The sequence below is a fragment of the Microcoleus sp. B7-D4 genome (assembly GCF_036705125.1).
Lineage (GTDB): Bacteria > Cyanobacteriota > Cyanobacteriia > Cyanobacteriales > Microcoleaceae > Microcoleus.
Genome location: NZ_JAUBTT010000013.1, coordinates 16,682 through 38,354 on the forward strand (window position 1 = coordinate 16,682; position 21,673 = coordinate 38,354).

At 45.4% G+C, this 21,673-nt stretch carries 17 protein-coding genes; 6 read left to right on the plus strand and 11 right to left on the minus strand.

Annotation, left to right across the window (positions count from 1 at the left end; all coding sequences use genetic code 11):
• Positions 1–66: 66 nt before the first annotated feature.
• Positions 67–462, plus strand: coding sequence for a response regulator (locus QUB12_RS07435; RefSeq protein WP_333103705.1), 396 nt, complete (start codon positions 67–69; stop codon positions 460–462).
• Entirely contained in the window at positions 459–3,065 is a 2,607-nt protein-coding gene (locus QUB12_RS07440; protein ID WP_333145589.1) for a PAS domain S-box protein, read from the plus strand. The genes QUB12_RS07435 and QUB12_RS07440 overlap by 4 nt, the downstream gene beginning before the upstream one ends.
• Positions 3,066–3,295: 230 nt before the next feature.
• Here QUB12_RS07440 and QUB12_RS07445 read toward each other — a convergent pair whose 3' ends face one another.
• From QUB12_RS07445 to QUB12_RS07475, 7 genes are all read right to left on the minus strand, one after another.
• The gene (locus QUB12_RS07445; protein WP_333145592.1) at positions 3,296–4,384 is read right to left on the minus strand and encodes a response regulator; all 1,089 of its coding nucleotides are present in this window, start codon (positions 4,382–4,384) and stop codon (positions 3,296–3,298) included.
• A gap of 124 nt (positions 4,385–4,508) precedes the next feature.
• Complete coding sequence (locus QUB12_RS07450) at positions 4,509–6,011, minus strand: ATP-binding protein (protein ID WP_333306224.1); 1,503 nt, start codon at positions 6,009–6,011, stop codon at positions 4,509–4,511.
• 91 nt (positions 6,012–6,102) lie between these two features.
• Positions 6,103–6,255, minus strand: coding sequence for a hypothetical protein (locus QUB12_RS07455; RefSeq protein ID WP_333155876.1), 153 nt, complete (start codon positions 6,253–6,255; stop codon positions 6,103–6,105).
• Between the two features lie 412 nt (positions 6,256–6,667).
• On the minus strand, positions 6,668–7,114 hold the full coding sequence (locus QUB12_RS07460) for a response regulator (RefSeq protein ID WP_333306226.1): 447 nt from the start codon (positions 7,112–7,114) through the stop codon (positions 6,668–6,670).
• 48 nt (positions 7,115–7,162) lie between these two features.
• The gene (locus QUB12_RS07465) at positions 7,163–9,961 is read right to left on the minus strand and encodes a PAS domain S-box protein (RefSeq protein WP_333306228.1); all 2,799 of its coding nucleotides are present in this window, start codon (positions 9,959–9,961) and stop codon (positions 7,163–7,165) included.
• Positions 9,962–10,521: 560 nt separating this feature from the next.
• Positions 10,522–12,537: a transketolase gene (gene tkt / locus QUB12_RS07470; protein WP_333306230.1), complete on the minus strand. Its 2,016-nt coding sequence runs from the start codon at positions 12,535–12,537 to the stop codon at positions 10,522–10,524.
• Between the two features lie 91 nt (positions 12,538–12,628).
• Positions 12,629–12,847, minus strand: a complete 219-nt coding sequence (locus QUB12_RS07475) for a hypothetical protein (RefSeq protein WP_333306232.1) — start codon at positions 12,845–12,847, stop codon at positions 12,629–12,631.
• 230 nt (positions 12,848–13,077) lie between these two features.
• Between QUB12_RS07475 and lysS the strand changes: the two genes are divergently transcribed.
• A complete protein-coding gene (gene lysS, locus QUB12_RS07480; protein WP_333306234.1) occupies positions 13,078–14,631 on the plus strand; it encodes a lysine--tRNA ligase in 1,554 nt (517 codons plus the stop codon).
• Between the two features lie 234 nt (positions 14,632–14,865).
• On the opposite strand, the gene QUB12_RS07485 is transcribed toward lysS, so the two are convergent.
• From QUB12_RS07485 to QUB12_RS07500, 4 genes are all read right to left on the minus strand, one after another.
• On the minus strand, positions 14,866–15,465 hold the full coding sequence (locus QUB12_RS07485; protein WP_333205181.1) for a TerD family protein: 600 nt from the start codon (positions 15,463–15,465) through the stop codon (positions 14,866–14,868).
• Between the two features lie 180 nt (positions 15,466–15,645).
• The gene (locus tag QUB12_RS07490; RefSeq protein WP_333144279.1) at positions 15,646–16,218 is read right to left on the minus strand and encodes a TerD family protein; all 573 of its coding nucleotides are present in this window, start codon (positions 16,216–16,218) and stop codon (positions 15,646–15,648) included.
• Between the two features lie 187 nt (positions 16,219–16,405).
• The gene (gene def, locus QUB12_RS07495) at positions 16,406–16,939 is read right to left on the minus strand and encodes a peptide deformylase (protein ID WP_333144280.1); all 534 of its coding nucleotides are present in this window, start codon (positions 16,937–16,939) and stop codon (positions 16,406–16,408) included.
• A gap of 131 nt (positions 16,940–17,070) precedes the next feature.
• Positions 17,071–18,312: an HhoA/HhoB/HtrA family serine endopeptidase gene (locus QUB12_RS07500; protein WP_333306235.1), complete on the minus strand. Its 1,242-nt coding sequence runs from the start codon at positions 18,310–18,312 to the stop codon at positions 17,071–17,073.
• Positions 18,313–18,531: 219 nt separating this feature from the next.
• Here QUB12_RS07500 and dnaA point away from each other — a divergent pair, with 219 nt between their 5' ends.
• From dnaA to dnaN, 3 genes are all read left to right on the plus strand, one after another.
• Positions 18,532–19,899 (plus strand): chromosomal replication initiator protein DnaA, encoded by a 1,368-nt coding sequence (gene dnaA / locus QUB12_RS07505; protein WP_333144282.1) that lies wholly within the window; start codon positions 18,532–18,534, stop codon positions 19,897–19,899.
• An 11-nt stretch (positions 19,900–19,910) separates the two neighbouring features.
• Positions 19,911–20,228 (plus strand): hypothetical protein, encoded by a 318-nt coding sequence (locus tag QUB12_RS07510; RefSeq protein ID WP_333144283.1) that lies wholly within the window; start codon positions 19,911–19,913, stop codon positions 20,226–20,228.
• Between the two features lie 298 nt (positions 20,229–20,526).
• A complete protein-coding gene (gene dnaN, locus QUB12_RS07515) occupies positions 20,527–21,666 on the plus strand; it encodes a DNA polymerase III subunit beta (protein ID WP_333144284.1) in 1,140 nt (379 codons plus the stop codon).
• Positions 21,667–21,673 lie beyond the last annotated feature (7 nt).

Sequence of the window (21,673 nt, forward strand, 5' to 3'; positions counted from 1 at the left end):
TAGAATTTGGAAAACGGTGTGCAGCCATGAGGGTTCACCCTGCCACACTAAATAAGGAAACTAGCGATGTCTAAATCAGCAATTTTGTGTGTGGACGATGAAGTAGGGGTGTTGGAAAGTCTGGAAATTGAACTGCAACAGGCATTTAACGGTAAATATCTTTGCGAATTTGCTGAAAGTGCTGCCGAAGCCCTGGAAATTATTGAAGAGCTATGTGAAGCTGATGTTAAGATTTTAGTAATTGTCTCTGATTGGTTGATGCCCGGAATGAAAGGAGATGAGTTGCTGATTAAAATTCATCAAAAATATCCGCAAATTGTGAAAGTAATGCTGACAGGACAAGCAGACAAAGAAGCAATCGAACGCACAAAAGCTCAAGCAAATCTTCATGCTTTCATAGAAAAACCTTGGCAAAATCAAGAATTAATTGAAGCAATTAAGTCTGGTCTAGCAAATTTATGAAAAAACCAGTCATTATTTGTGTCGATGATGAGCAGACTATACTTGATAGTCTGGAAATAGACCTGCTAAAAGCCTTTGAAGATAAATATTTAATTGAAACGGCCCAAAGTGGCGAAGAAGCTTTAGAGTTGCTGTCAGAACTTTTAGCAGAACAGTATGAAGTTCCTTTGGTGATTTCGGATCATATCATGCCTAGTATGAAAGGAGACGAACTATTAAGCAGAGTTCATGCTATCTCGCCTAACTGTCTCAAGATTATGCTGACGGGGCAGGCAGATTTGGAGGCGGTAGCCAATGCTATTAACTATGCTAAATTGTACCGATATATACCTAAACCTTGGCAATGTGATGACTTAAAATTAACTGTCACTGAGGCTATATATAGATATTTTCAAGATAAAAAATTAGCTGAAAAACAAAGAGAACTTCAGGAAATGAATGAGGAGTTGGTAAAATTAAACCGCAAGCAGGCGATGCTGATTGCCAAACTCCATGAAAACGAAAGTCGCTTGACGCAATATCTAGAAGCTATGCCATTGGGCGTATGTGTACTTGATGCAAACGGGCAATCTTTCTACGCTAACCAGAAAGCGCGGGATGTATTTGGCAAAGGCACTGTGCCGCATATTAATTCAGAGCAAAAAGCAGCAATTTATCAATTCTATAAAGCCGGGACTAATCAGAGATGCCCCGTGGAAGAATTGCCAATTATGCGGGCGCTTAGGGGCGAAAATGTGCGGACTGAGGGTGTAGAAATTCGTACAGCTAATAAGATTATTCCTGTAGAGAGTTGGGCAACTCCAATTTATGATTCTACAGGCGACATTTCCTATGCGATTATTGCTTTTAGTGACATAAGTGAACGCAAGGAAGCTGAAGAGGCGCTAATTCAAGCTGAAGAGAAGTATCGCGGGATATTTGAAAATGCTCTAGAAGGTATTTTTCAGACGACGCCGGACGGACATTTTCTCAGTGCGAATCCTGCTCTGGCGGAAATTTACGGCTACGATTCTGCGTCAGAATTGATAGAAAGTATTAATGATATTCAGCAGCAATTGTACGTGGAACCGAACCGCCGTCAAGAGTTTCTGGCGCTGATGAAACAGCACGGTACTCTGTGTGAGTTTGAGTCTCAGGTTTACTGTCGAGATGGCAGCATTATCTGGATTTCTGAGTATGCGCGCACCGTTTATGATGCTAACGGTGAAGTGCTTTACTATCAGGGTTTTGCTAAGGATATTAGTTTGCAAAGACAGGTGGAAGTGGAACGAATCAGGTTTACTAATGATTTAGAAAAAGCTTTGGCGGCCCAAGAAAAGTTAAATGAGGCACTGTCAGAAAACGAAAGCCGATTGACTCAATTCCTGGAAGCGATGCCGGTGGGACTATTTGTTGTCGATGGTAATGGTAAACCTTTTTACATGAATTCTTGGGGCGAAAGGATACTAGCCGAAGGTTTAATTTTTGATGGGGCTACTGAGCAATTTCCTGAAGCTTATCATTTTTACGACGCTGGAACTAATCAATTGTATCCGAGGGATAGCCAACCGATTGTTCGGGCGTTGCGGGGAGAATTTGTGCGTATGGACGAGCTAGAAATTCGTGGGTCAGATCGGATTGTGCCGATCGAGGTTTGGGCGACTCCAATCTACGACGAACGGAAAAACATAGTTTACGCTATCGCCGCTTTTCAAGACATCACGGAACGTCTAGAGGTAGAAACCGAGCGCCGCCAATTCACAGACGATTTGCAAAAAGCTTTAGCAGCAGAAGAAAAATTAACAGATGCTTACGGGCGGTTTGTACCGCACGAATTTCTCCACTTTCTGGGATATGAAAGTATTCTGGAAGTCAAATTAGGCGATCAGGTGCAGAAAGAAATGTCGGTGCTATTTTCAGATATCCGCGATTTCACTTCTCTTTCGGAAAGGATGAGTCCCGAAGAGAATTTTCAATTTATTAATGGTTATTTGTCGCGGATGGAACCGGCAATTACTGACAATTTTGGTTTTATTGATAAATACATTGGCGATGCGATTATGGCGCTGTTTAATGGCAGTGCGGACGATGCTGTGAAAGCTGGAATTGCAATGCTAGAAGAGCTTAACGAGTATAATATTAGTCGTAATCAGGTCGATCGCCCGCCGCTGCAAATTGGCATAGGAATCAATACGGGTTCTTTGATGTTAGGCACGGTTGGCGGCCAAAGTCGGATGGACAGCACGGTGATTAGCGATGCGGTAAACTTAGCCTCCCGCGTGGAAACTTTGACGAAAGAGTATGGAGTTTCGATGTTAATTACTCACAATACTTTTATACAGTTGAACGATATTTATGATTTGAGGTTGATCGATCGCGTAACAGTTAAAGGCAAATCGCGAATGGTAACACTTTATGAAGTATTTGCGGCCGATCCGCCAGAGTTACGACAGAAAAAGTTAGAGACCAAGACAATCTTTGAGCAAGCTTTGGTACTCTACAATAGTGACAACTGTGTCGAAGCTAAAAGATGGTTTTCGGCCTGCTTGGAAATCAACCCTCATGATAAGGTAGCTCAAATTTATATGGAGCGGTGTCTGAAAGGAGCGATCGCTCCTGCATAATACCATTTTATATCATGTCCGATCGATTGACCATAATATCCCGGCCAGGCGGGTTTTTGAGATTGTCAATTATTGGCAGATATTGTGGTGAACCCGCCCCTACCTGATGAATGGTAATCGACCGGACATGATATTAGAGTTTAGATTTGAGAATTGGCAATGATTTATTCCATAAGGGTTGGGAGTTTGCCTACAGTTGTATTCTTTTTTGAAACTGGAATAATCATTGTTTAGACAGGCAGGGAAACGCAAACTATGGTTTCTTGCTGTGGCAAACTTTCTATTTTAAATTCCCCTCCGTGCAATTCTACAAGGCGTTGAACAATAGCCAGGCCCAATCCCAAACCTGCTTGTTGGTAAAGTTTGCGATCGAACTGCCTGTAAGCTTCTAGCTGTGCAATCTGATCGGCAGTCAGGCCGCGGCCTTGGTCTTTGACAGACAGAATAAAAGTCTGATTTTCGACCAAACTGCTTAATAAAACAGGCGTTCCTTCTAAAGAAAATTTGAAGGCATTGTCCAATAGTTCTTCAACAATTTTTGCGAGTCTGACAGAATCAATAGCAACCGACGAATCTTGCAAGTTTAATTGTAAATCGTCTGTTCTATTCGCGTGTTTTGCTTGCTGCCGCGCTTTTTGACTCAGCAAAGATTTTACACAGCTAAATTCGCTGTTTCGCATCTCCTTGAGCCGTTCGGGATTTGTGGCTGCTATCTCCAGTTCTGCATACAGCAAAAAGTTCTGAATTAGCCGATACAAGCGATGACCCGAAGTTTGAATTTGACCGATCATCTCTAAGATATCTGATTCCTCTAAGACATGATATTCTGACAGAATTAGCTCAGAAAAACCCAGAATTGCATTCAAAGGAGTCCGCAATTCGTGGGGCAGCGACATACTAATATTAGTGCGTAATTCGTCTAGCGTCTTTTGAGATTGTCGGCTAATTGTTTTTTGTTTTTCCAGTCTAATAGCAATGGCTTTTAGCAGTTCTTGCGGCGTACAGGGCTTAGTAATGTAATCGTCCGCTCCCAGTTCCATGCCCCTGCGAACGTCAACTTTATCGGCTTTGGCTGTGAGGAAAATAAACGGAATTGTGGCAGTCAAGGGTTCGGATCGCAAAGCTTTGATGACGCCGTGACCGTCTACTTCCGGCATCATCATGTCGCACAAAATTAAATCCGGGATTTTTTCGATCGCCAATTTGATGCCGACTTTGCCGTTAATCGCTCCTATTCCTTCAAAATTCTCGGCTTCCAGCAACTCTAAAATATTTTCTCTAATCGCTTCTTCGTCTTCTATTACCAAAATCTTAGCCACGGTGATAGCTCCTTTTAGTTAGTAGTTGGTTGGAAAAATCTGGGTTCAGACACTTGATAAGTTTGTTAGTTAGGCGCTTAATTAATCGTTAAATCGCGGATATGTATAGTTGATAATTCAGTTGTTATTGACTGGGAGGGCAAATTAGAGGCAAGGTAATAGTGAAAGTTGTGCCTTTTCCTTCTTGGCTGTCGATCGCAAGTTGGCCGCCGTGAAGTTCCACAGCCCTCTTCACAATTGCTAAACCGAGACCTGTTCCCGAAATAGTGCCGACATTGGGAGATCGGTAAAAAGTTTCTAATATCCGCTCTCGATCGGCCTGGGGAATGCCGATGCCCTGGTCTTGAACTTGGAAAACAGCTTCTTTGTTTAGACAGTTGAGGTGCAAGGAAACTGTACTGCCGACGGGGGAATATTTGATGGCATTTGAGAGGACATTTCCCAAGATTTGCTGCAGCAGTTTTTCATCCATTTGAGCCTCGCAGTTGCCGCCTTCATATTGAAAGGCGATCGGGTGTTGATTGCTGTCGTTGAGCTGCTGCTCTTCTACCAGTTGACGGCAAAATTTTTCGAGGTTTAAGGAAACCGGTTGAAACTGCAAGGTATTGGCTTCGATTTTGCCAATTACGAGGATATCTTCTAATAACTCTGTCATGCGTTTAATTGCTAATTGAATCCGCACAAAATGAGTAGATTTTTTCTCTTGGGGCCACTGAGAGCTGTAATCTTGCAGCAATCCCGCCGAAAATTGGATGGTTGTCAAAGGTGTGCGGAACTCGTGGGAAACCATTGTGACAAATTTAGCTCGCAGTTGTGAAAGTTCCTTTTCTCGTGCCAGGGCTTTGAGAATTTCCGCTTCTGCTCGTTTGCGATCGCTAATGTCACGGGCTTCGGCAATCAGCAGCAAAACTTGTCCTGTTTCATTTTTAACCGGTTTCAGTGAGAAATCAACTGTCATAATTTGGTCACTTTTGCCTAACAAGTCGATTTCGCTGCGGAAAAACTCGCCACGACTTGCTTTGCCGATCGCGCATTGCAATTGTTCGGAAACCTGTGGCGACTGGGCCCAAATCGCCATTTCCCAAATCGGGCGGCCCACAATATCCTCCGATCGCAATCCGGCAAAATCGAGGGCTGTCTCGTTCACTTCCAGCACAATTCCTTGGGGAGTCAGCAGCTTGGTTAACTGAAACGACGAGTCAAAAATCGCCCGAAAGCGGCGCTCGCTTTCCCGCAGCATTTGAAATGTTTGAGATCGTTCGATCGCGTAGCGGATCGTCCGCACTAATAATTGAGTAGTAATTTGGCCTTTAACAATATAGTCTTGAGCTCCCAAGCGAACTGATTCTAGGGCGATCGCCTCATCGTCCAAGCCTGTCATTACCACCATTGGCACATCAGGAGCAACTTCCCGCAGGCGAGTTAGCGTTTCCAAACCGCGGCTGTCCGGCAAAGAAAGGTCGAGCAAAACTACATCAAAGGATTCTTTACACAGTTGGGCGATCGCCTCATGCAGGAACTCAACAGACACCAGTTCCCACTGGACGCCCACAGATACTTCTAACAGTTCTGCAAGCAAATCAGCATCAGCAGGATTGTCTTCTACTAACAGAATCTTAATCCACATAGCTTAGACGTTTTTGACTGTAAAATTTTTACTCTACCAATTTTAGGTTAAACTTTTTGGCTTTCCCTTACCATTTTCAACTTGAAAATTATTATTTGGGAACTGTCACCACCACCAGCCACCAATCCTCAATCCATCTCACCAGCTTAGCGACTTGACTAAAATCGATAGGCTTAGTGATGTAGCACCGGGCTGACAGGGCATAAAACTTGAGCATCTCTTCATCGGCTGCTGAGGTTGTCATAATTACCACCGGAATCATTTTTAACTTGAGTGCTGAGTAGATTTTTATCCATATTTATCACCGTTTTTTGAGGGAAAATTCAGTTAACCCGAATTAAATAGGGAGGAAAACGCGAACCGACAAGCCTTTTTTATTCAATAATTTTCTTCCTGATACCATATCTTCTACTCTTATGCAAATTCTTAAAAATTTGCTGGTCGCCAGCTTTTATAAAGTCCCTTCAGCCTCGCTGAGCAAATCATCCACCAGCAGAATTTCCCTAGGCTAAAAATTTTAGATCGCTCATATAGCGGTTCTCAAGCGTGGTGAGGTATGCCCTATGCCCACGGAGGCCTATGCCCTATGCCCTATGCCCTATGCCCATGAGTACCTCATCTTTCTGAGAAAGGCTATAAGCAAAGCATTTGTTCGTTTAATTTAGAGGAAGTTTGACGACTGCCAGCCAGAAGTCCTCAATTAACCTCACTACTTTAGTAAATTCAACGAAGTCTACCGGTTTTGTTATGTAACAGTTGGCGTGGAGGGAGTAGGACTTAAAAATATCTTCGGGAGCTGCTGAAGTGCTGAGAATCACTACAGGAATTAATTTTAAGGCTGGGTCAGTTTTAATTTCTTCTAGCACTTCAATACCGCTTTTTTTGGGCAGATGCAAATCGAGCAAAATCAAATCGGGACGAGGTACCCTGAGATAGGGTTCTTTTCGGCGCAAAAACTTGATTGCTTCGACTCCATCCTCCACAAAATGCAAGTTATTCAATATTTTACCCTGACTGAGGACTTCTATTGCCAAATCGGCATCGCTGGGAGAATCCTCAATCAGCAGAATCTCTATAGGTCTAACAGTGCTTCGATCGCTCATAACCGGCGTATCCTTTTGAGTATAAAAACAAAATTGAATTTTGAGGATTCAGGTACTAATTATAGGAATAGTGAAGTAAAAAGTCGCTCCTTTTCCCTCTTGAGATTCCACCCAGATGCGACCGCCGTGGCGTTCAACAATGCGCTTGCACATCGCCAAACCTATGCCTGTGCCGGAATATTGGCGACGGGAGTGCAGGCGTTGAAAAATGATGAAAATGCGATCGGCATACTGCGGATCGATGCCAATGCCGTTATCGCGGACACTGAACACCCATTCGCTCTCTTGCCGGCAGGCAGCGATATGAATCAACGGGATATCTTGGCGACAAAATTTGATGCTGTTGGCGAGCAAATTTTGGAATAATTGCACCAGTTGAAATTCATCCGCCATCACAGTTGGCATCGCGTCGCAGGTGATTACAGCTTTTGTTTCGGCGATCGCAATTTGCAAATTGCACATAGTTTGCTTAACCACAGCCTTGCAGTCCGCCTGCTCAAACTCCTGACCCCTCGTTCCCAGGCGCGAATACGCCAACAAATCGTTAATTAGCTGCTGCATTCTGGTGGCGCCATCGACAATATAATGAATATACTTATCTGCGCGATCGTCCAAATTTCCTTGATAGCGCTGGGCCAGCAATTGAGTGTAACTGGTAATGGCTCGGAGCGGTTCTTGCAAATCGTGGGAAGCCACATAAGCAAATTGTTCTAATTCCTCGTTGGAACGCTTCAAATCTTCTGTCAGTTGCAGCAGTTGCTGCTCTGCTTCTTTGCGGCTTGTAATGTTGTAAACCAAGGCGCAACAAGACAGCAGATTACCCTGGGAGTCCATGACTGAACTGGTAGACATATCAGTCCAAATATCTTTGCCGTCCTTGGTTTTGAATTTAAATTCGTGTTGTTCAGCAATACCTTGCTTGCGCCGATCGACATTATCAATAGCTTGTGGTTTTTCCGGTTCGTCCATGAAATCAAAAATCGACCGCCCGAACATTTCTACTTCACTATAGCCGAGCATTCGCGCCATTGCGTTGTTCACGTAAGTCGTGAGGCCATTTCTGTCAATTACCCAAATACCTTCTTTTGCTAATTCAACTATTTGCCTGTACTTGAATTCGCTTTCCTGCAAAGCAGTTTCAGTTAGTTTGCGCTCAGTGATATCTTTCATAAAACAGTGGTGGCCGTTAAATATCCCTTGTGCGTCGCAAGCTTTTACCATCGTTAATTGCTTGTAAAAAAACGAGCTATTTTTTCGGACTCCTCTAGCTTCAACTTCTACTTGGCCAGAAATTAGCATTTCCTGATAAGCTGAGAGCATCATCTCAACATCGTCCGGATGTACGGTGGGCAGCCATTTCATGCCCAGCATTTGTTCCGGTTCGTAACCGCATTTATGAGCGTAAGCTCGGTTAACCTTCACGTAGCGCCCCTCAGTATCTAGCCGTGAAATGCCTTCCACCGCATTTTGCATGGCACTGGTGAGGTCACGCAGCTCTTTTTCAGCTTGTTTGCGATCGCTAATATCCTGACCGATACCCAAAAAACCGTTAATATTTCCGTTACTATCAAATAAGGCAGTCACCGACAGCAGTACCGGAAACCGCGAACCATCTTTGCGAATGTAAGTCCATTCATTTTCGTCAGCGATTTTCCGGCGCGGCAAGGCAACAAAGGCTTCAATTCCCGGCTCTATTTTCACTCCCAATTCTTGAGAAAGAACTTCAGCTCTTTGAGCGACCTCCAGAGGATCGTGAATTATTTCTACCGTGACTTTCCCCACCACTTCTTCTAGCGAATAACCTAATAGTTGCTCTGCCGCCCGATTAAATGTTTTAATTGTACCGTCGGGATCTGTAGAAATAATTGTGTAGTTAGCGCTATTAAGAATTGCATTTTGCAGTTGCGTCAATTCCAACAAAGTGAAAGCAATTTTTTCGCGGTATGCTATTTCTTTTTGCAATTTGTGGTTAGAAATTTCGATTTGAGCCGTGCGCTCAGCAACTCGATGCTCCAGAGTTTCATTGAGCCGTCGATTTTCCTCTTCTACCTGCTTGCGTTCTGTAATATCAGTAATAGTACAAACATAATTTTTAACCTCCCCATTTTCTCCAATTTGACCGACAGATTGACCGAATACCCAACTGATTTGAGTGTGATTAATGCCTTGAAAGCGGTACTCAGATTTAAACGGCAATTTCTCCTGCGCGGCGCTATACCATTCAGAAAAAACCCGCTCGCGGTCGTCTGGATGAATGCCTTGCAACCACCCTTTGCCCAAAGCTTCATCACAGGTAATTCCCGAAATTTGACACCAGCGCTCGTTGACATACAAGCAGTCTCCTCCAGCATCTGCATAAAATATTCCTACCGGCGAAGCTTCAGTTAAAGTTTGATAGCGAGCTTCCGTTTCTCGGCGTTCAATTATTTCTTTTTGCAGTATTGAATCGATCATCCCTAATTGAGTTGGACTCAGGAGAGTTAATGCTTGGGGAACTAAAGGAATTAATGCAAATGCGGTGTAACCAGAAATTGCGGCGGTAATAATTTTCAGACTGCCAGAAACCCAATAAACAGGATGCCAAAGCGTCCAAACTTCCATTATATGAGTAGTGCCGCAAGAGATAATAAAGGCTGCAAGCAGCCAAAAGATGTTGCGGAAGGGCAAGTCTTTTCGCTGACCGATAAAATAATAAATTAACGAGAGGGGTATTGAATAGTAGGCCAGGGCAATTATAGAGTCTGACACTATGTGGAGCGCGACTAGCTCTCGCTGCCAAAGGTAACAGTAGCCTTGAGGAATATAATTGCCGGTGAATAACAACTGATTTAAAAAATTCCAAATCATAAACGGAATGGCAAATGGGGAAGGAGTAATTTAAGGCAATAACTTATAACTTATCTTAACTCTCTGAAATATACTGTTCTGGAGGCACGGGGGGCTAAAAACCCGGTTTCTTCATAAATGCCTCGTTGCCAAACCGAATATTGTTGTAGAAACTGGTTTTTCTTCCGTAAGTCTTAATATAGCAATTCTCAATGATTCGCGAGCTGTATCGAGCTCTAGGTTGGGTATAACTCATATGTTGCACCATTCTCAATCCTTTTATGAACAGGCAAGATGCCTGTTCCACAAGAGATGAATTTTCTTGTGGAACAGGCATCTTGCCTGTTCCTGACAATGGTGCAAGATGTGAGGTATGACGAAGTGAAACCCTAGATGCCGATTTGAGATTTGAGATTTTAGCTTTTCCTTTCTTCTTCCTTATCTTCTAAATAACTAAAGCCTTCTTCCATCAATCCGTTACATCTGTTACATCCGTTACAGAATCCGTTGCCGAACTTCCTTCTTCTATAAAAAATGGGGCGAGCCAGAAGCCCGCCCCACCCAAAATTATGCTGCTGCTATTAACCCAACAGCGCCTGAGCCTTAGCTACCACATTATCAACGGTGTAGCCAAACTTTTCTAAAGCAACGGGGCCCGGTGCTGAAGCGCCGAATGTGTCGATGCTGATGCTGTCGCCTTCGGCACCCAAATAACGTCCCCAGCCGAAGCTACAAGCTGCTTCAACTGCCAACCGTTTAGTAACAGCTTTCGGCAGTACAGATTCGCGGTAAGCGGCATCTTGTAAGTCGAACAATTCCCAGCAAGGCATCGAAACTACGCGCACTTTATTACCTGCAGCGCGCAATTTTTCAGCGGCATCAACGCAGAGGTATGTTTCGCCGCCGGTGCCGATTAAAATGATGTCGGGAGTGCCGCCGTCGTCGGACAAAATGTAAGCGCCTTTGGCTGTTCCTTCGATCGAACTTCCAGCCAAGTTGGGCAGATTTTGGCGCGACAAAGCCATTAAAGTTGGGCGAGTGCGGCTTTCAACTGCCACTTTGTAAGCGCCGGATGTTTCGTTACCATCCGCAGGGCGCATTACCAACAAATCGGGAATTACTCGCAGAGAAGCGATGGTTTCCACGGGTTGGTGAGTGGGGCCGTCTTCGCCCAAGGCTACGGAGTCGTGAGTCATTACATAAATAACTCCAGCTTCCGATAGTGCAGAGAGGCGAATTGCTCCCCGCATATAGTCAGCAAATACCAAGAAAGTAGCGCAGTAAGGAATTAAACCGCCATGCAGAAGCATACCGTTGGCGATCGCACCCATGCCGTGTTCCCGCACACCAAAGCGCAGGTTACGTCCTTCGTATTGACCTTTTTGGAAGTCTTTTTCACCCTTAAGCAAAGTCATGTTAGAAGATGCCAAGTCAGCGGAACCGCCGATCAATTCAGGTAGCACACCTGCCAAAGCATTCAAACATTTTCCAGAATGATTCCGAGTCGAATCTGCCTTATCTTCCGGGTTGTATGTCGGCAAAACTTTATCCCAACCTTCAGGAAGTTTGCCGGCAACGCTGCGCTCATATTCTGCAGCTTCTGCAGGATATGCTGCTTTATAAGCATCAAAAGCTTTCTGCCATTCTTGCTCAGCTTGAGCACCGCGATCGACTGCTTTGCGGAAGTGTGACAAAGCATCTTCAGGAATCTCAAACGGTGCGTGTTCCCACTTCAAGAAATCGCGAGTTGCTTTCACTTCATCGGCACCCAAAGCAGCACCGTGAGCACTGTAGGAATTGCGCTTGTTGGGAGAACCGTAACCAATGACGGTGCGGACTTTAATCATGGACGGTTTGTCCGTGACTTTTTTGGCTTCTTCAATAGCTTTGTGAACTGCTTCTAGGTTAGTATCTTCGTCTAGAGCGGTATTGTCTACTGTAATAACGTGCCAGTTGTAAGCTTCAAAACGCTTGCCCACATCTTCAGTAAAGGCCAAGCTTGTGTCGCCTTCAATAGAAATGTGATTGTCATCGTACAAGGCAATTAATTTGCCGAGTCCGAGGTGTCCAGCCAAAGAACAAGCTTCGGCAGAAACGCCTTCCATGTGGCAGCCGTCACCCAAAATTACATAGGTGTAGTGGTCAACAATGGTGTGGTCGGGCTTGTTAAACTTAGCAGCGAGGTGAGCTTCTGCCATTGCCAAACCGACGCCATTAGCAATTCCTTGTCCCAGGGGGCCGGTGGTAACTTCTACGCCTTCGGTCATGAAGTTTTCGGGGTGTCCGGGGGTTCTGGATTCCCACTGGCGAAATTGCTTGATGTCGTCGAGGGTGACGCTATCGTAGCCGGTCAAGTACAGGAGGGCGTACTGTAGCATACAGCCGTGGCCGGCGGAGAGGACGAAGCGATCGCGATTAAACCACTTGGGGTTTTTGGGGTTGAACCGCATGAACCGATCCCACAGCACGAAGGCCATAGGGGCAGCGCCCATAGGCAGTCCCGGGTGTCCTGATTTTGCTTTTTCTACCGCATCGATGGCCAGAAAGCGGATAGAGTTGATGCAGAGTTCTTCGAGTGATTGGGTTGCAACAGCCATAATTCTGGTTTTTATATGTAAGAGAGAGTGTGTGTGGTCGATTCTGACAGAGGAGCGATGAGTCGAGTTCGATCGCTCGCGTTTCTGCTGTTCAGTTTCTGTGGAACTGCCGTGAGGCTGCACTACATATCATCTCACCTGTTGCGATCGACAGACAACTTAATTTTTTAATGTTTCGGCCGCTTTGTGCAGTCGATCGCAAATTGTTGTCTGCTGACTGTTGACTGTTGACTGTTGGGGAGAGGGAGTAGGAGGGATGGAGAGGATAGAAGACTTCCGTCAGGATTAAAACCTTACTGACCTTCCGCATCTGTCGATCGCCAGTGTGTCTAGATTATCTGACAAATTGGTCTATGTTGACCAGTTATGATAGAGTTTGGTGTTTCTGACATTTTGCAGCTCGATGGCGAACAGGCAAGATGCCTGTTCCACAAAGAGTGAATTTTCTTGTGGGGCGTTGCTTTGAGCAACGCCCGATCGCACGATCGCCAGAATAGTGCAAGATGTCAGATATTTGTAATTTTAATCAGGCAATAACTAATGACTCTCAGTGAAGCCGAAGTCCGCAGTCAAAAAGTAGACGAACTGCGATCGCAAGGCATAGAACCGTATCCCAGTGAATCCTACGCGCGATCGCACACAGCCAAGCAAGTTCGCGAAATATTTAGTCAGCCGGGAAAAGAACTCCAAAACGGAGAAATTGACCCCGAAGAAATTCCCCTGCGATTAGCCGGCCGCATCACTTCCAAGCGAGACAGCGGCAAAATTGGTTTCATCGATTTAAAAGACGCCACAGACAAAATTCAACTCAAAATCGAGAAAGCAATCGTCACCGGCGAAGTCGGTTTGAGCTTTGAACAAATTAAAAAATTGCTCGATGTCGGCGATTTTGTCGGCGTCGAAGGTATCGGCTGCCGCACCCCCAGGGGAGAACTTTCTATTTTAGTGAGGGAATTAAAGCTTTTATCAAAAGCTACCATTCAATTTCCCGATTCTTATTATGGAATTAACGACCCCGAAGTTTGCCGCCGTCACCGCGAAATGGATTTGGCAAGCAACCAAGATGCGCTCAACCGTTTTATGCTCCGCAGCCGCATCGTTCAAAGCATCCGTTCCTATCTCTGGCAAGCCAATTTTTACGAAATAGAAACCCCGACACTGCAAGCTATTTACGGCGGTGCTGCTGCTAAGCCATTCATCACTCACCACAATGCTTTAGAGGTAGATTTGTATTTGCGAGTCGCTCCCGAATTATTCTTGAAAAGGGCAATTTGCGGCGGTTTCGAGCGAGTATTTGAACTAGGGAAAGCATTTAGAAATGAGGGCATTGACAGCACCCACAATCCTGAGTTTACCTCTTTAGAAGTTTACCAAGCTTATGCTGATGTTTTCGACATTTTAGGAGTTGTCGAAGACGTGATATGTTTCGCAGCAGCGGCGGTATTTGGGGATGTCAAAGAAATTGAAAATCAGGGGGCAACGATTAGTTTAGAACGCAAGTTCGACTACAGCGAAAAATATCCCGGTTTCAGCGGCAAACACTGGCAAGTGAAAACGATGGTAGAAGCTGTCAGAGACGAGTTTGGGCTGGATTTTGACAGTTTGGACTTGGAAAGTGCGATATCCTCTGCAACCAAGCTAGAATTGCACCTGTCTAAGTTAGAACAACAGAGTTTAGGCTACGTGCTGTATGCAGTTTTTGACAAATTAGTTGTTCCTAAACTAATTCAACCTACATTCATCATCGACTATCCTGTCGAAGTCAGTCCCTTAGCAAAAGGACATCGCCGCAAGCCCGGATTTGTAGAACGTTTCGAGCTATTTATCAACGGTACAGAATACTCGAATGGATTCTCAGAATTGAACGATCCGAAAGAGCAAAGAAAGCGGTTTGAGGAACAGTTGGCGCAGAAAAATGCCGGCGATGACGAAGCGCATCCAATGGATGAAGACTTTATTCAAGCGCTATCTTTGGGAATGCCTAATTGTGCGGGAATGGGTATCGGCGTAGACAGATTGGTGATGCTTTTAACTAATACTCAAAGCATCCGAGATGCGGTGATGTTCCCGACAATGCGACCTGTTAAAGATTGATTCGTAATTTTTTGTAGGGGGGGTTTTACAAACAATATCTAACTCAAACAAACAGTCTCTATAAACCCGCCCCACCACCACAGATAACCTACATCAACCTTGATGTTTCTTTAATGCGGAAAATGTGCATTTTGATGGCGGGTTGGGAGGGGGCGGGTTTATATAGATTGTCAATTATTGACAGGTAGTTTGGGTGAACCCGCCCCTACAAGCCTGAATTTAACAGATTTGATATCACCGCATAAATGAACCGACAACACCGTTCATATCCTCAGCCAAAGGATTTCCCAAAGCCTTAAACTTCCACTCGCCGCCTTCTCGATAAACTTCTCCCATCAACATATTTAATTTTCCTTCATAAGATGGGTCATTTGACAAGCGATAGCGAGCGATTTCTTTCCCGGCGGCATCTACAGCCCTCACAAAAGCATTTTCTACCAGGCCAAAATGCTGTTTTCTCTCTTTTCCATCGTAAATATTTACGCCCAAAATAATTTTGTGATATTCTGCTGGCAAAGAACTCAGTTTCACCACTATTTGTTCGTCGTCTCCCTCTCCAGCCCCCGTGAGATTGTCGCCTGAGTGAACAACTGTTTTGTCCTTTGACTCCAAATGAGAGTAATAAATTACATCCTCTTTGTAGTTCTTTATTTTGCCATTTTCTCCCAGCAGCATAGCGTAGGAATCTAAGTCAAAATTTGCACCGCTGCTTCGCCCGAAAAGACCTTTTTTAGCTTGTGCAACATCCCAGCCCAAACCCATTGTGAGTTTGGACAAGTCGTATTCGCTTTTGCTGAGAACTATTGATTGTCCTTTGGTTAAGTTGATAGCCATAGTTTTGTGATTTTGTATGGTTTATAGTGGAGATGTTTTAGAAAGATTAAATCTTTCGCCCTTCTTTAATTGAATTCCCATCTGGTTTGTCACCTCATGAGTCTGATTGCTTAAAATCGAGGGAAACATTCCTGCTTCCGAATTTCCCCTCGATTTATTTAGCTAGGAGCGATCGACATTTTATGCGGCATACTTATCTACAAAGCTTTGCAAGCCGGAATTGTAGCCTTGTCCCACTGCTTGGAACCTCCACTCGCCATCTTTCTTGTAAAGTCGGCCAAATTCGATGGCAGTTTCCCGAGAAAAATCCTCATCCAAATCGTACTTCATGACTTCTGTGTTAGTAGTGGTGTCGTAAATCCTGATAAAAGCATTCCGCACTTGACCGAAGTTTTGCCTTCTCGATTCTGCTTGGTCGATTGTTACCACAAACACAATTTCTTGCACCGCCGGATCGACTTTGGTTAAATCGACTGTAACGGTTTCATCATCACCAAATCCTTCTCCGGTTCTGCTATCTCCCAGATGTATTACAGAACCGTCCGGCGACTCTTTGCTGTTGTAAAAAACAAAGTATTTTTCGCTGGGAATTTTTGCATTAGCCCCCAACATAAACACGGAAGCATCTAAGTCAAATGCTGCGCCTGTGTCTGTAGCATTGGTATCCCATCCCAGACCAATCCCGGCATTTTTTAGCCCCGGTGCTTCTTTAGAGAGATTGATTCTCCCGCCTTTTTCCAAATTGATAGACATTTGCCCTCCTATTCACAACATCACTGGCGTTACTACTAGCAATTATATCAAGTGTTATAGTAAGTTGACAATTTCCTTTTGGTACTCATCTATCGATTTTAGATTTTAGATTTTGGATTTTAGATTGGATAATTGAAGAAAGCGACCCTGCGGATGAATCGGGGGCCTGTACGCTGAATGCTTTTGGTTAAAGTAGCTTGACAAATTGCTGCTGATACTCATCCTCTGTGATTAGTTCGTGGGTATTTTCCACCCTGTCTAAAAACACGATTCCATCTAAATGGTCGTGTTCGTGTTGAAAAATTCGGGCCACAAAGTCTGTCAATTCTTGTCGGTGGAGTTTGCCGTCTCTACTGGTGTATTCTATCTCGATCGCCCTACTTCTCGGCACTAATCCCCGAATCCCCGGAATGCTCAAACAGCCTTCCCAGTCTTTGACTGTCTCTGTTGATGCAGCCACAATCCGGGGATTAATCATCGCTGTGGGTTCCATGTGGGGTGCTTGGGGATACCGCAGGTTGGGGCGGGATGCGACGATGAACAGGCGATCGGACTGAGCGGCTTGAGGGGCGGCAATCCCCACTCCGTTTGCCTGCTGTACTGTAAATATTAAGCTGTCAATCAACTGTTGAATGCGATCGTCCTTAATATTCTCGACAACTTGCGATCGGCGGCGCAGCACGGGATTTCCTAATTGTGAGATTTGTAAGATTTCTGCCATAGTTATTGGTTAGTCGTTATTGGTTATTTGTTGTTACAGTTTTGTCGGTTGGGTGGAGGAACAAAATATAACTTACTCACTCAATAATTAATCCGTGTATCCGTGTCCAAATCCGTGTCGTGCTTTCCTTCTTATCCAACTTTTTGAACCGGCAAACTCCCCGGTTTAACAGTCAAATTAACTATTTGCCCGTTGCGGTTGATTTCCATTTGCAACAGCCCGCCAACCTTAGCATTTTGCACGAACTCCTGAACAGCTTCCGACTGAATAATCGGCTGATTATTAATTTTTTGAATCACATCTCCAGCCCGCAAACCGGCTGCTGCTGCGGGAGAATTAGGAACTACACTAACAATAGCCACACCCCGATCGACTGCAACTCGCAGGCTGCTGGTAGCATTGCTGTTAATTTGCTGCTTAACCTCTGGAGTCAGCGTCGCCATTTCAATACCCAAATAAGCGTGTTCGACTTTCCCCGTCGTAATCAGTTCCTTCGCCACCTGTTGCGCCGCCTGAATGGGAATCGCAAACCCCAACCCTTGAGCACCTTGAATAATCGCCGTATTCATGCCAATAACTTGGCCCGAAGCATTCAGCAGCGGGCCGCCGGAATTCCCCGGATTAATTGCAGCGTCTGTTTGAATAAAACCGATCCGCTTGTCAGGTACGCCGACATCAGAGCTCGATCGTCCCGTAGCGCTAATAATCCCCGCAGTTACGGAATTGTCCAAACCCAAAGGATTGCCGATCGCGATCGCCCATTCCCCAGGCAACAGCTTATCCGAATTGCCGATCGTCGCCACAGGCACATTATTCGCCTCAATCTTCACCACAGCCACATCCGTCACCTTATCAGCCCCCAACACCCGCCCCTGAAAGCTGCGGCCGTCCTTGAGAGTTACATTTACCGTATCGGCTCCCTCTACAACGTGAGCGTTAGTGAGAATCAGGCCGTCGGCACCGATGACAAAACCCGAACCAGTGCCCCGTTCGATCCCGCCCCGGCCGCCCGAATTCGGTTCTCTGCCAAAAAAATCTTCCGGCGACAGCCCTCTATTTCCCGCTTTCACCCGGCGCGAAGCATCGATCCGAACCACTGCCGGCCCAACTTTTGCCACCGCCGCCACAATAAAATTCACATTAGTCCCGTCGCCGGACAAGGAAGCCGGCGGCAAGACTTTCCTAGCTTGATCCTTTGTATTAGGAGGCAGTTGCAATTTCGGTTCCAGCGCCCTTTGTCCAGAATCGCCAGAATTTCCACGAAATTGAGAAACCGTCAGACGATCGCCCAACATGGCGGCCCCGGCTCCCGTTACCAGCAGCAATATGTAAATTGCCGGTTGCTTCCAAAATTTGCCAGTAGAACTCTTCATGGCCATGTTTTAAGGCTTTCCTGCCACATCTAAATATTTGCTGATCCGCTCCCCGATACCTGGCGCCGGACTGCAGAGCCGCCAAATTTTTGGGCGATGGCGTCGGGCCCTCGCCCGTGCTACGGCAGACTCCCTTAAACTTTAGCATCTGACGACTAAACTCTCTAAACTCTCTAGAGTAGAATTAATATCTTGAATGCCGATCGGCAGAGGTGAGCAGTGGACATTCCCCTCGAAAGTCTGTGGAATCAGATACTTGAACGTCTCCAGGTACAACTGAGCAGACCTAGCTTTGAGACGTGGATCAAAACTGCTAGGGCCGAACAACTCGAAAATAACTGTTTGATTGTCAGCGCCCCCAACCCCTTTGCTCGCAATTGGTTGCAAAAATATTACAGAGAAATCCTTGCCGATGCAGTCGCAGAAATTCTCGGCTATCCCGTAGACATTTACTTGACCATTGCCGGAGGAAACGAAACAGGTGGCAGCAGTGACTCCGCCATAATTTGGCCCTCCCCCATCGCCGATATGGAAAGCCACTCGCTTCACCCCCCCAAACCCGCCAATTTAAACCCAAAATACTTATTTTCCCGCTTTGTCGTCGGTTCCAACAACCGCATGGCTCACGCGGCTTCCCTCGCGGTAGCCGAGTCTCCGGGCCGAGAATTCAATCCCCTATTTTTGTGCGGTGGCGTTGGTTTGGGCAAAACTCATTTGATGCAGGCGATCGGTCATTATCGCTTGGAAATTGACCCCAACGCCAAGATTTTTTACGTTTCTACTGAGAAATTTACTAACGATTTAATCGCAGCCATTCGCAAAGACAGTATGCAAACTTTCCGCGATCATTATCGCGCTGCCGATGTTTTATTAATAGATGACATCCAATTTATTGAAGGGAAAGAATACACTCAAGAAGAATTTTTTCACACTTTTAATACTTTGCACGAAGCGGGAAACCAAGTAGTTTTAGCTTCTGACCGTCCGCCACAGCAAATCCCCCGCCTGCAAGAGCGTTTGTGTTCCCGATTTTCGATGGGATTAATTGCCGACATTCAATTGCCCGACTTGGAAACTCGGATGGCAATTTTGCAGAAAAAAGCCGAGTATGAAAATATGCGACTGCCGCGAGATGTGATTGAATACATTGCTTCTAGTTACACTTCCAACGTGCGGGAATTGGAAGGAGCTTTGATTCGGGCGGTAGCATATCTTTCAATTACTGGTTTGCCGATGACCGTGGAAAATATCGCCCCCGTTTTGAATCCGCAAACTGAAAGCGTAGAGGCAACGCCAGATGCAGTAATTGCAGTTGTGGCTGAGGAGTTTGATGTTTCTGTTGAAGATTTGAAAGGAATTTCCCGGCGGCGAGAAATTAGTCTCGCCCGTCAAATAGGGATGTATTTAATTCGGCAGCATACTGGTTTGAGTTTGCCGAAAGTTGGTGAAGTGTTTGGCGGCAAAGATCACACGACTGTGCTTTACAGTTGCGACAAAATTGCTCAGTTGCGGAACACTGACCCGAATTTGGCTCAAACTTTGCGTCAGTTGAGCGATCGAATTAATGTTGTCAGCCGCAAAAGTTGAGAACAAGTCAGTTGTCAGTTGTCAGTTGTCAGTTGTCAGTTGTCAGTTGTCAGTTGTCAGTTGTCAGTTGTCAGTTGTCAGTTGTCATCACTCCACGCAGTCAACAGTTAACAGTTAACAGTCAACAGTCAACAGTCAACAGTCAACAGTCAACAGTCAACAATTCCCATAATAGACAATCTTGCCTGTGGAAAAACCTGTGGAAAAGTTGCCTTCCGTTTGTGGAAAACTTTACTCGATCGCCCGAAACAGCTTTTGCACAAAAATGGGCGATCGACCGCACCAGCTTTTCCACAAGTTTTCCACAGGTATTTATTACCTATAAGTGACGCCCAGCAAGCAGTTAGCTTTTTTTTCCACAGTTTCCACAGGGCGATCGATACAAAAATAATTCAATAAACTAAAAAAAACTGGTGAGCCCTTCGCACCCTACACAGATAGTTCACGACGCGCGCGAACCTCAGAAACCCGGTTTCTTGGAAGATTTCTCGTTTTTACAGACAAAATTTTGCGTAGAAACCGGGAATAAGCGCCCAGGCTTAAGCCCTGACAGAGAAAAACCGACCCGCCGGCTTTCTGTGATACCATTTGTTTCTGTTTCAAATCCGGTTAATTAACCTTCGTACCATGAAATTGGTTTGCACCCAAAGTGACCTCAACGCCAACCTCTCGTTGGTAAGTCGGGCCGTTCCCTCCCGCCCGACACATCCGGTACTCGCCAACGTGCTCTTAGTAGCGGATGAGGAAAATCAGCGGGTTAGCTTGACAGCTTTCGATCTCAGTTTAGGCATTCGTACCAGCTTCGCAGCAGAAGTGACTGGCGGCGGCAGTTTTACCATACCCGCTAAATTGCTTAACGATATTGTTTCGAGACTCCCAGATGGAGAGATTACTCTAGAAGACGAAGCGGGGGACACCGTAGCATATCTCACTTGCAGTTCTGGCAGCTACCAAGTTAGAGGCATGGGCCCGGAAGAATTCCCTGAATTGCCTGCAATAGAAGGCGGAACAATCCTTAAATTGCCACCGGAAGCCTTGATAGAAGGACTCAAAGGAACTTTATTTGCTACTAGCCCCGACGAGGCAAAACAGGTACTTGCAGGCGTGCATTTAAAGGTATTGCAAGATTGCCTGGAGTTTGCAGCTACAGACGGCCACAGATTGGCAGTAGTTCAAACTGCCAATGAAAAATCTGAAGGCGAAGAAACCCAAGAAGAATTTGAGGTGACAGTCCCCGCTAAAGCATTGCGGGAAGTAGAAAGAATGCTGGTGATGCGGCAGTGGACTGAACCTGTCACGCTGCATTTTGAACACGGTCAAGTAGTGTTTGAATGGGCAGACCAGCGGCTGACAACCCGCACCTTGGAAGGGCAATATCCCGCATACCGGCAGTTGATTCCGCCGTCTTTTGAGCGACAAATTACCTTAGAAAGGCGATCGTTCTTAGCAGCAGTAGAAAGAATTGCCGTTTTTGCCGACCAAAAAAATAATATTCTCAAATGCAGCATCGACGAGGAAAATCAGGAAATTACTTTGTCTGTAGATGCTAAAGATGTCGGCTGTGGCAAAGAGTCAATGCCCGCACAGATTTCGGGAGATAGCATAGATATTGCTTTCAACGTGAAATACTTAATTGACATTTTGAAAACTGCTCAATCCCCAGAAATTCAACTGCAATTAAACGGTGCTTTAGCCCCAGTAATTTTCCAGCCTTTGGGCGGAGTCAATGCTACATTCTTGGTAATGCCAGTGCAGCTAAGAGCTTAAAAAGAGT

Bases quoted from the DNA above. Each gene is read 5' to 3' on its own strand.
- QUB12_RS07435 (WP_333103705.1), top strand. From the start codon at position 67: ATGTCTAAATCAGCAATTTTGTGTGTGGACGATGAAGTAGGGGTGTTG.
- QUB12_RS07440 (WP_333145589.1), top strand. From the start codon at position 459: ATGAAAAAACCAGTCATTATTTGTGTCGATGATGAGCAGACTATACTT.
- QUB12_RS07450 (WP_333306224.1), bottom strand. From the start codon at position 6,011: ATGTGGATTAAGATTCTGTTAGTAGAAGACAATCCTGCTGATGCTGAT.
- QUB12_RS07455 (WP_333155876.1), bottom strand. From the start codon at position 6,255: ATGACAACCTCAGCAGCCGATGAAGAGATGCTCAAGTTTTATGCCCTG.
- QUB12_RS07460 (WP_333306226.1), bottom strand. From the start codon at position 7,114: ATGAGCGATCGAAGCACTGTTAGACCTATAGAGATTCTGCTGATTGAG.
- QUB12_RS07465 (WP_333306228.1), bottom strand. From the start codon at position 9,961: ATGATTTGGAATTTTTTAAATCAGTTGTTATTCACCGGCAATTATATT.
- tkt (WP_333306230.1), bottom strand. From the start codon at position 12,537: ATGGCTGTTGCAACCCAATCACTCGAAGAACTCTGCATCAACTCTATC.
- QUB12_RS07475 (WP_333306232.1), bottom strand. From the start codon at position 12,847: ATGCGGAAGGTCAGTAAGGTTTTAATCCTGACGGAAGTCTTCTATCCT.
- lysS (WP_333306234.1), top strand. From the start codon at position 13,078: ATGACTCTCAGTGAAGCCGAAGTCCGCAGTCAAAAAGTAGACGAACTG.
- QUB12_RS07485 (WP_333205181.1), bottom strand. From the start codon at position 15,465: ATGGCTATCAACTTAACCAAAGGACAATCAATAGTTCTCAGCAAAAGC.
- QUB12_RS07490 (WP_333144279.1), bottom strand. From the start codon at position 16,218: ATGTCTATCAATTTGGAAAAAGGCGGGAGAATCAATCTCTCTAAAGAA.
- def (WP_333144280.1), bottom strand. From the start codon at position 16,939: ATGGCAGAAATCTTACAAATCTCACAATTAGGAAATCCCGTGCTGCGC.
- QUB12_RS07500 (WP_333306235.1), bottom strand. From the start codon at position 18,312: ATGAAGAGTTCTACTGGCAAATTTTGGAAGCAACCGGCAATTTACATA.
- dnaN (WP_333144284.1), top strand. From the start codon at position 20,527: ATGAAATTGGTTTGCACCCAAAGTGACCTCAACGCCAACCTCTCGTTG.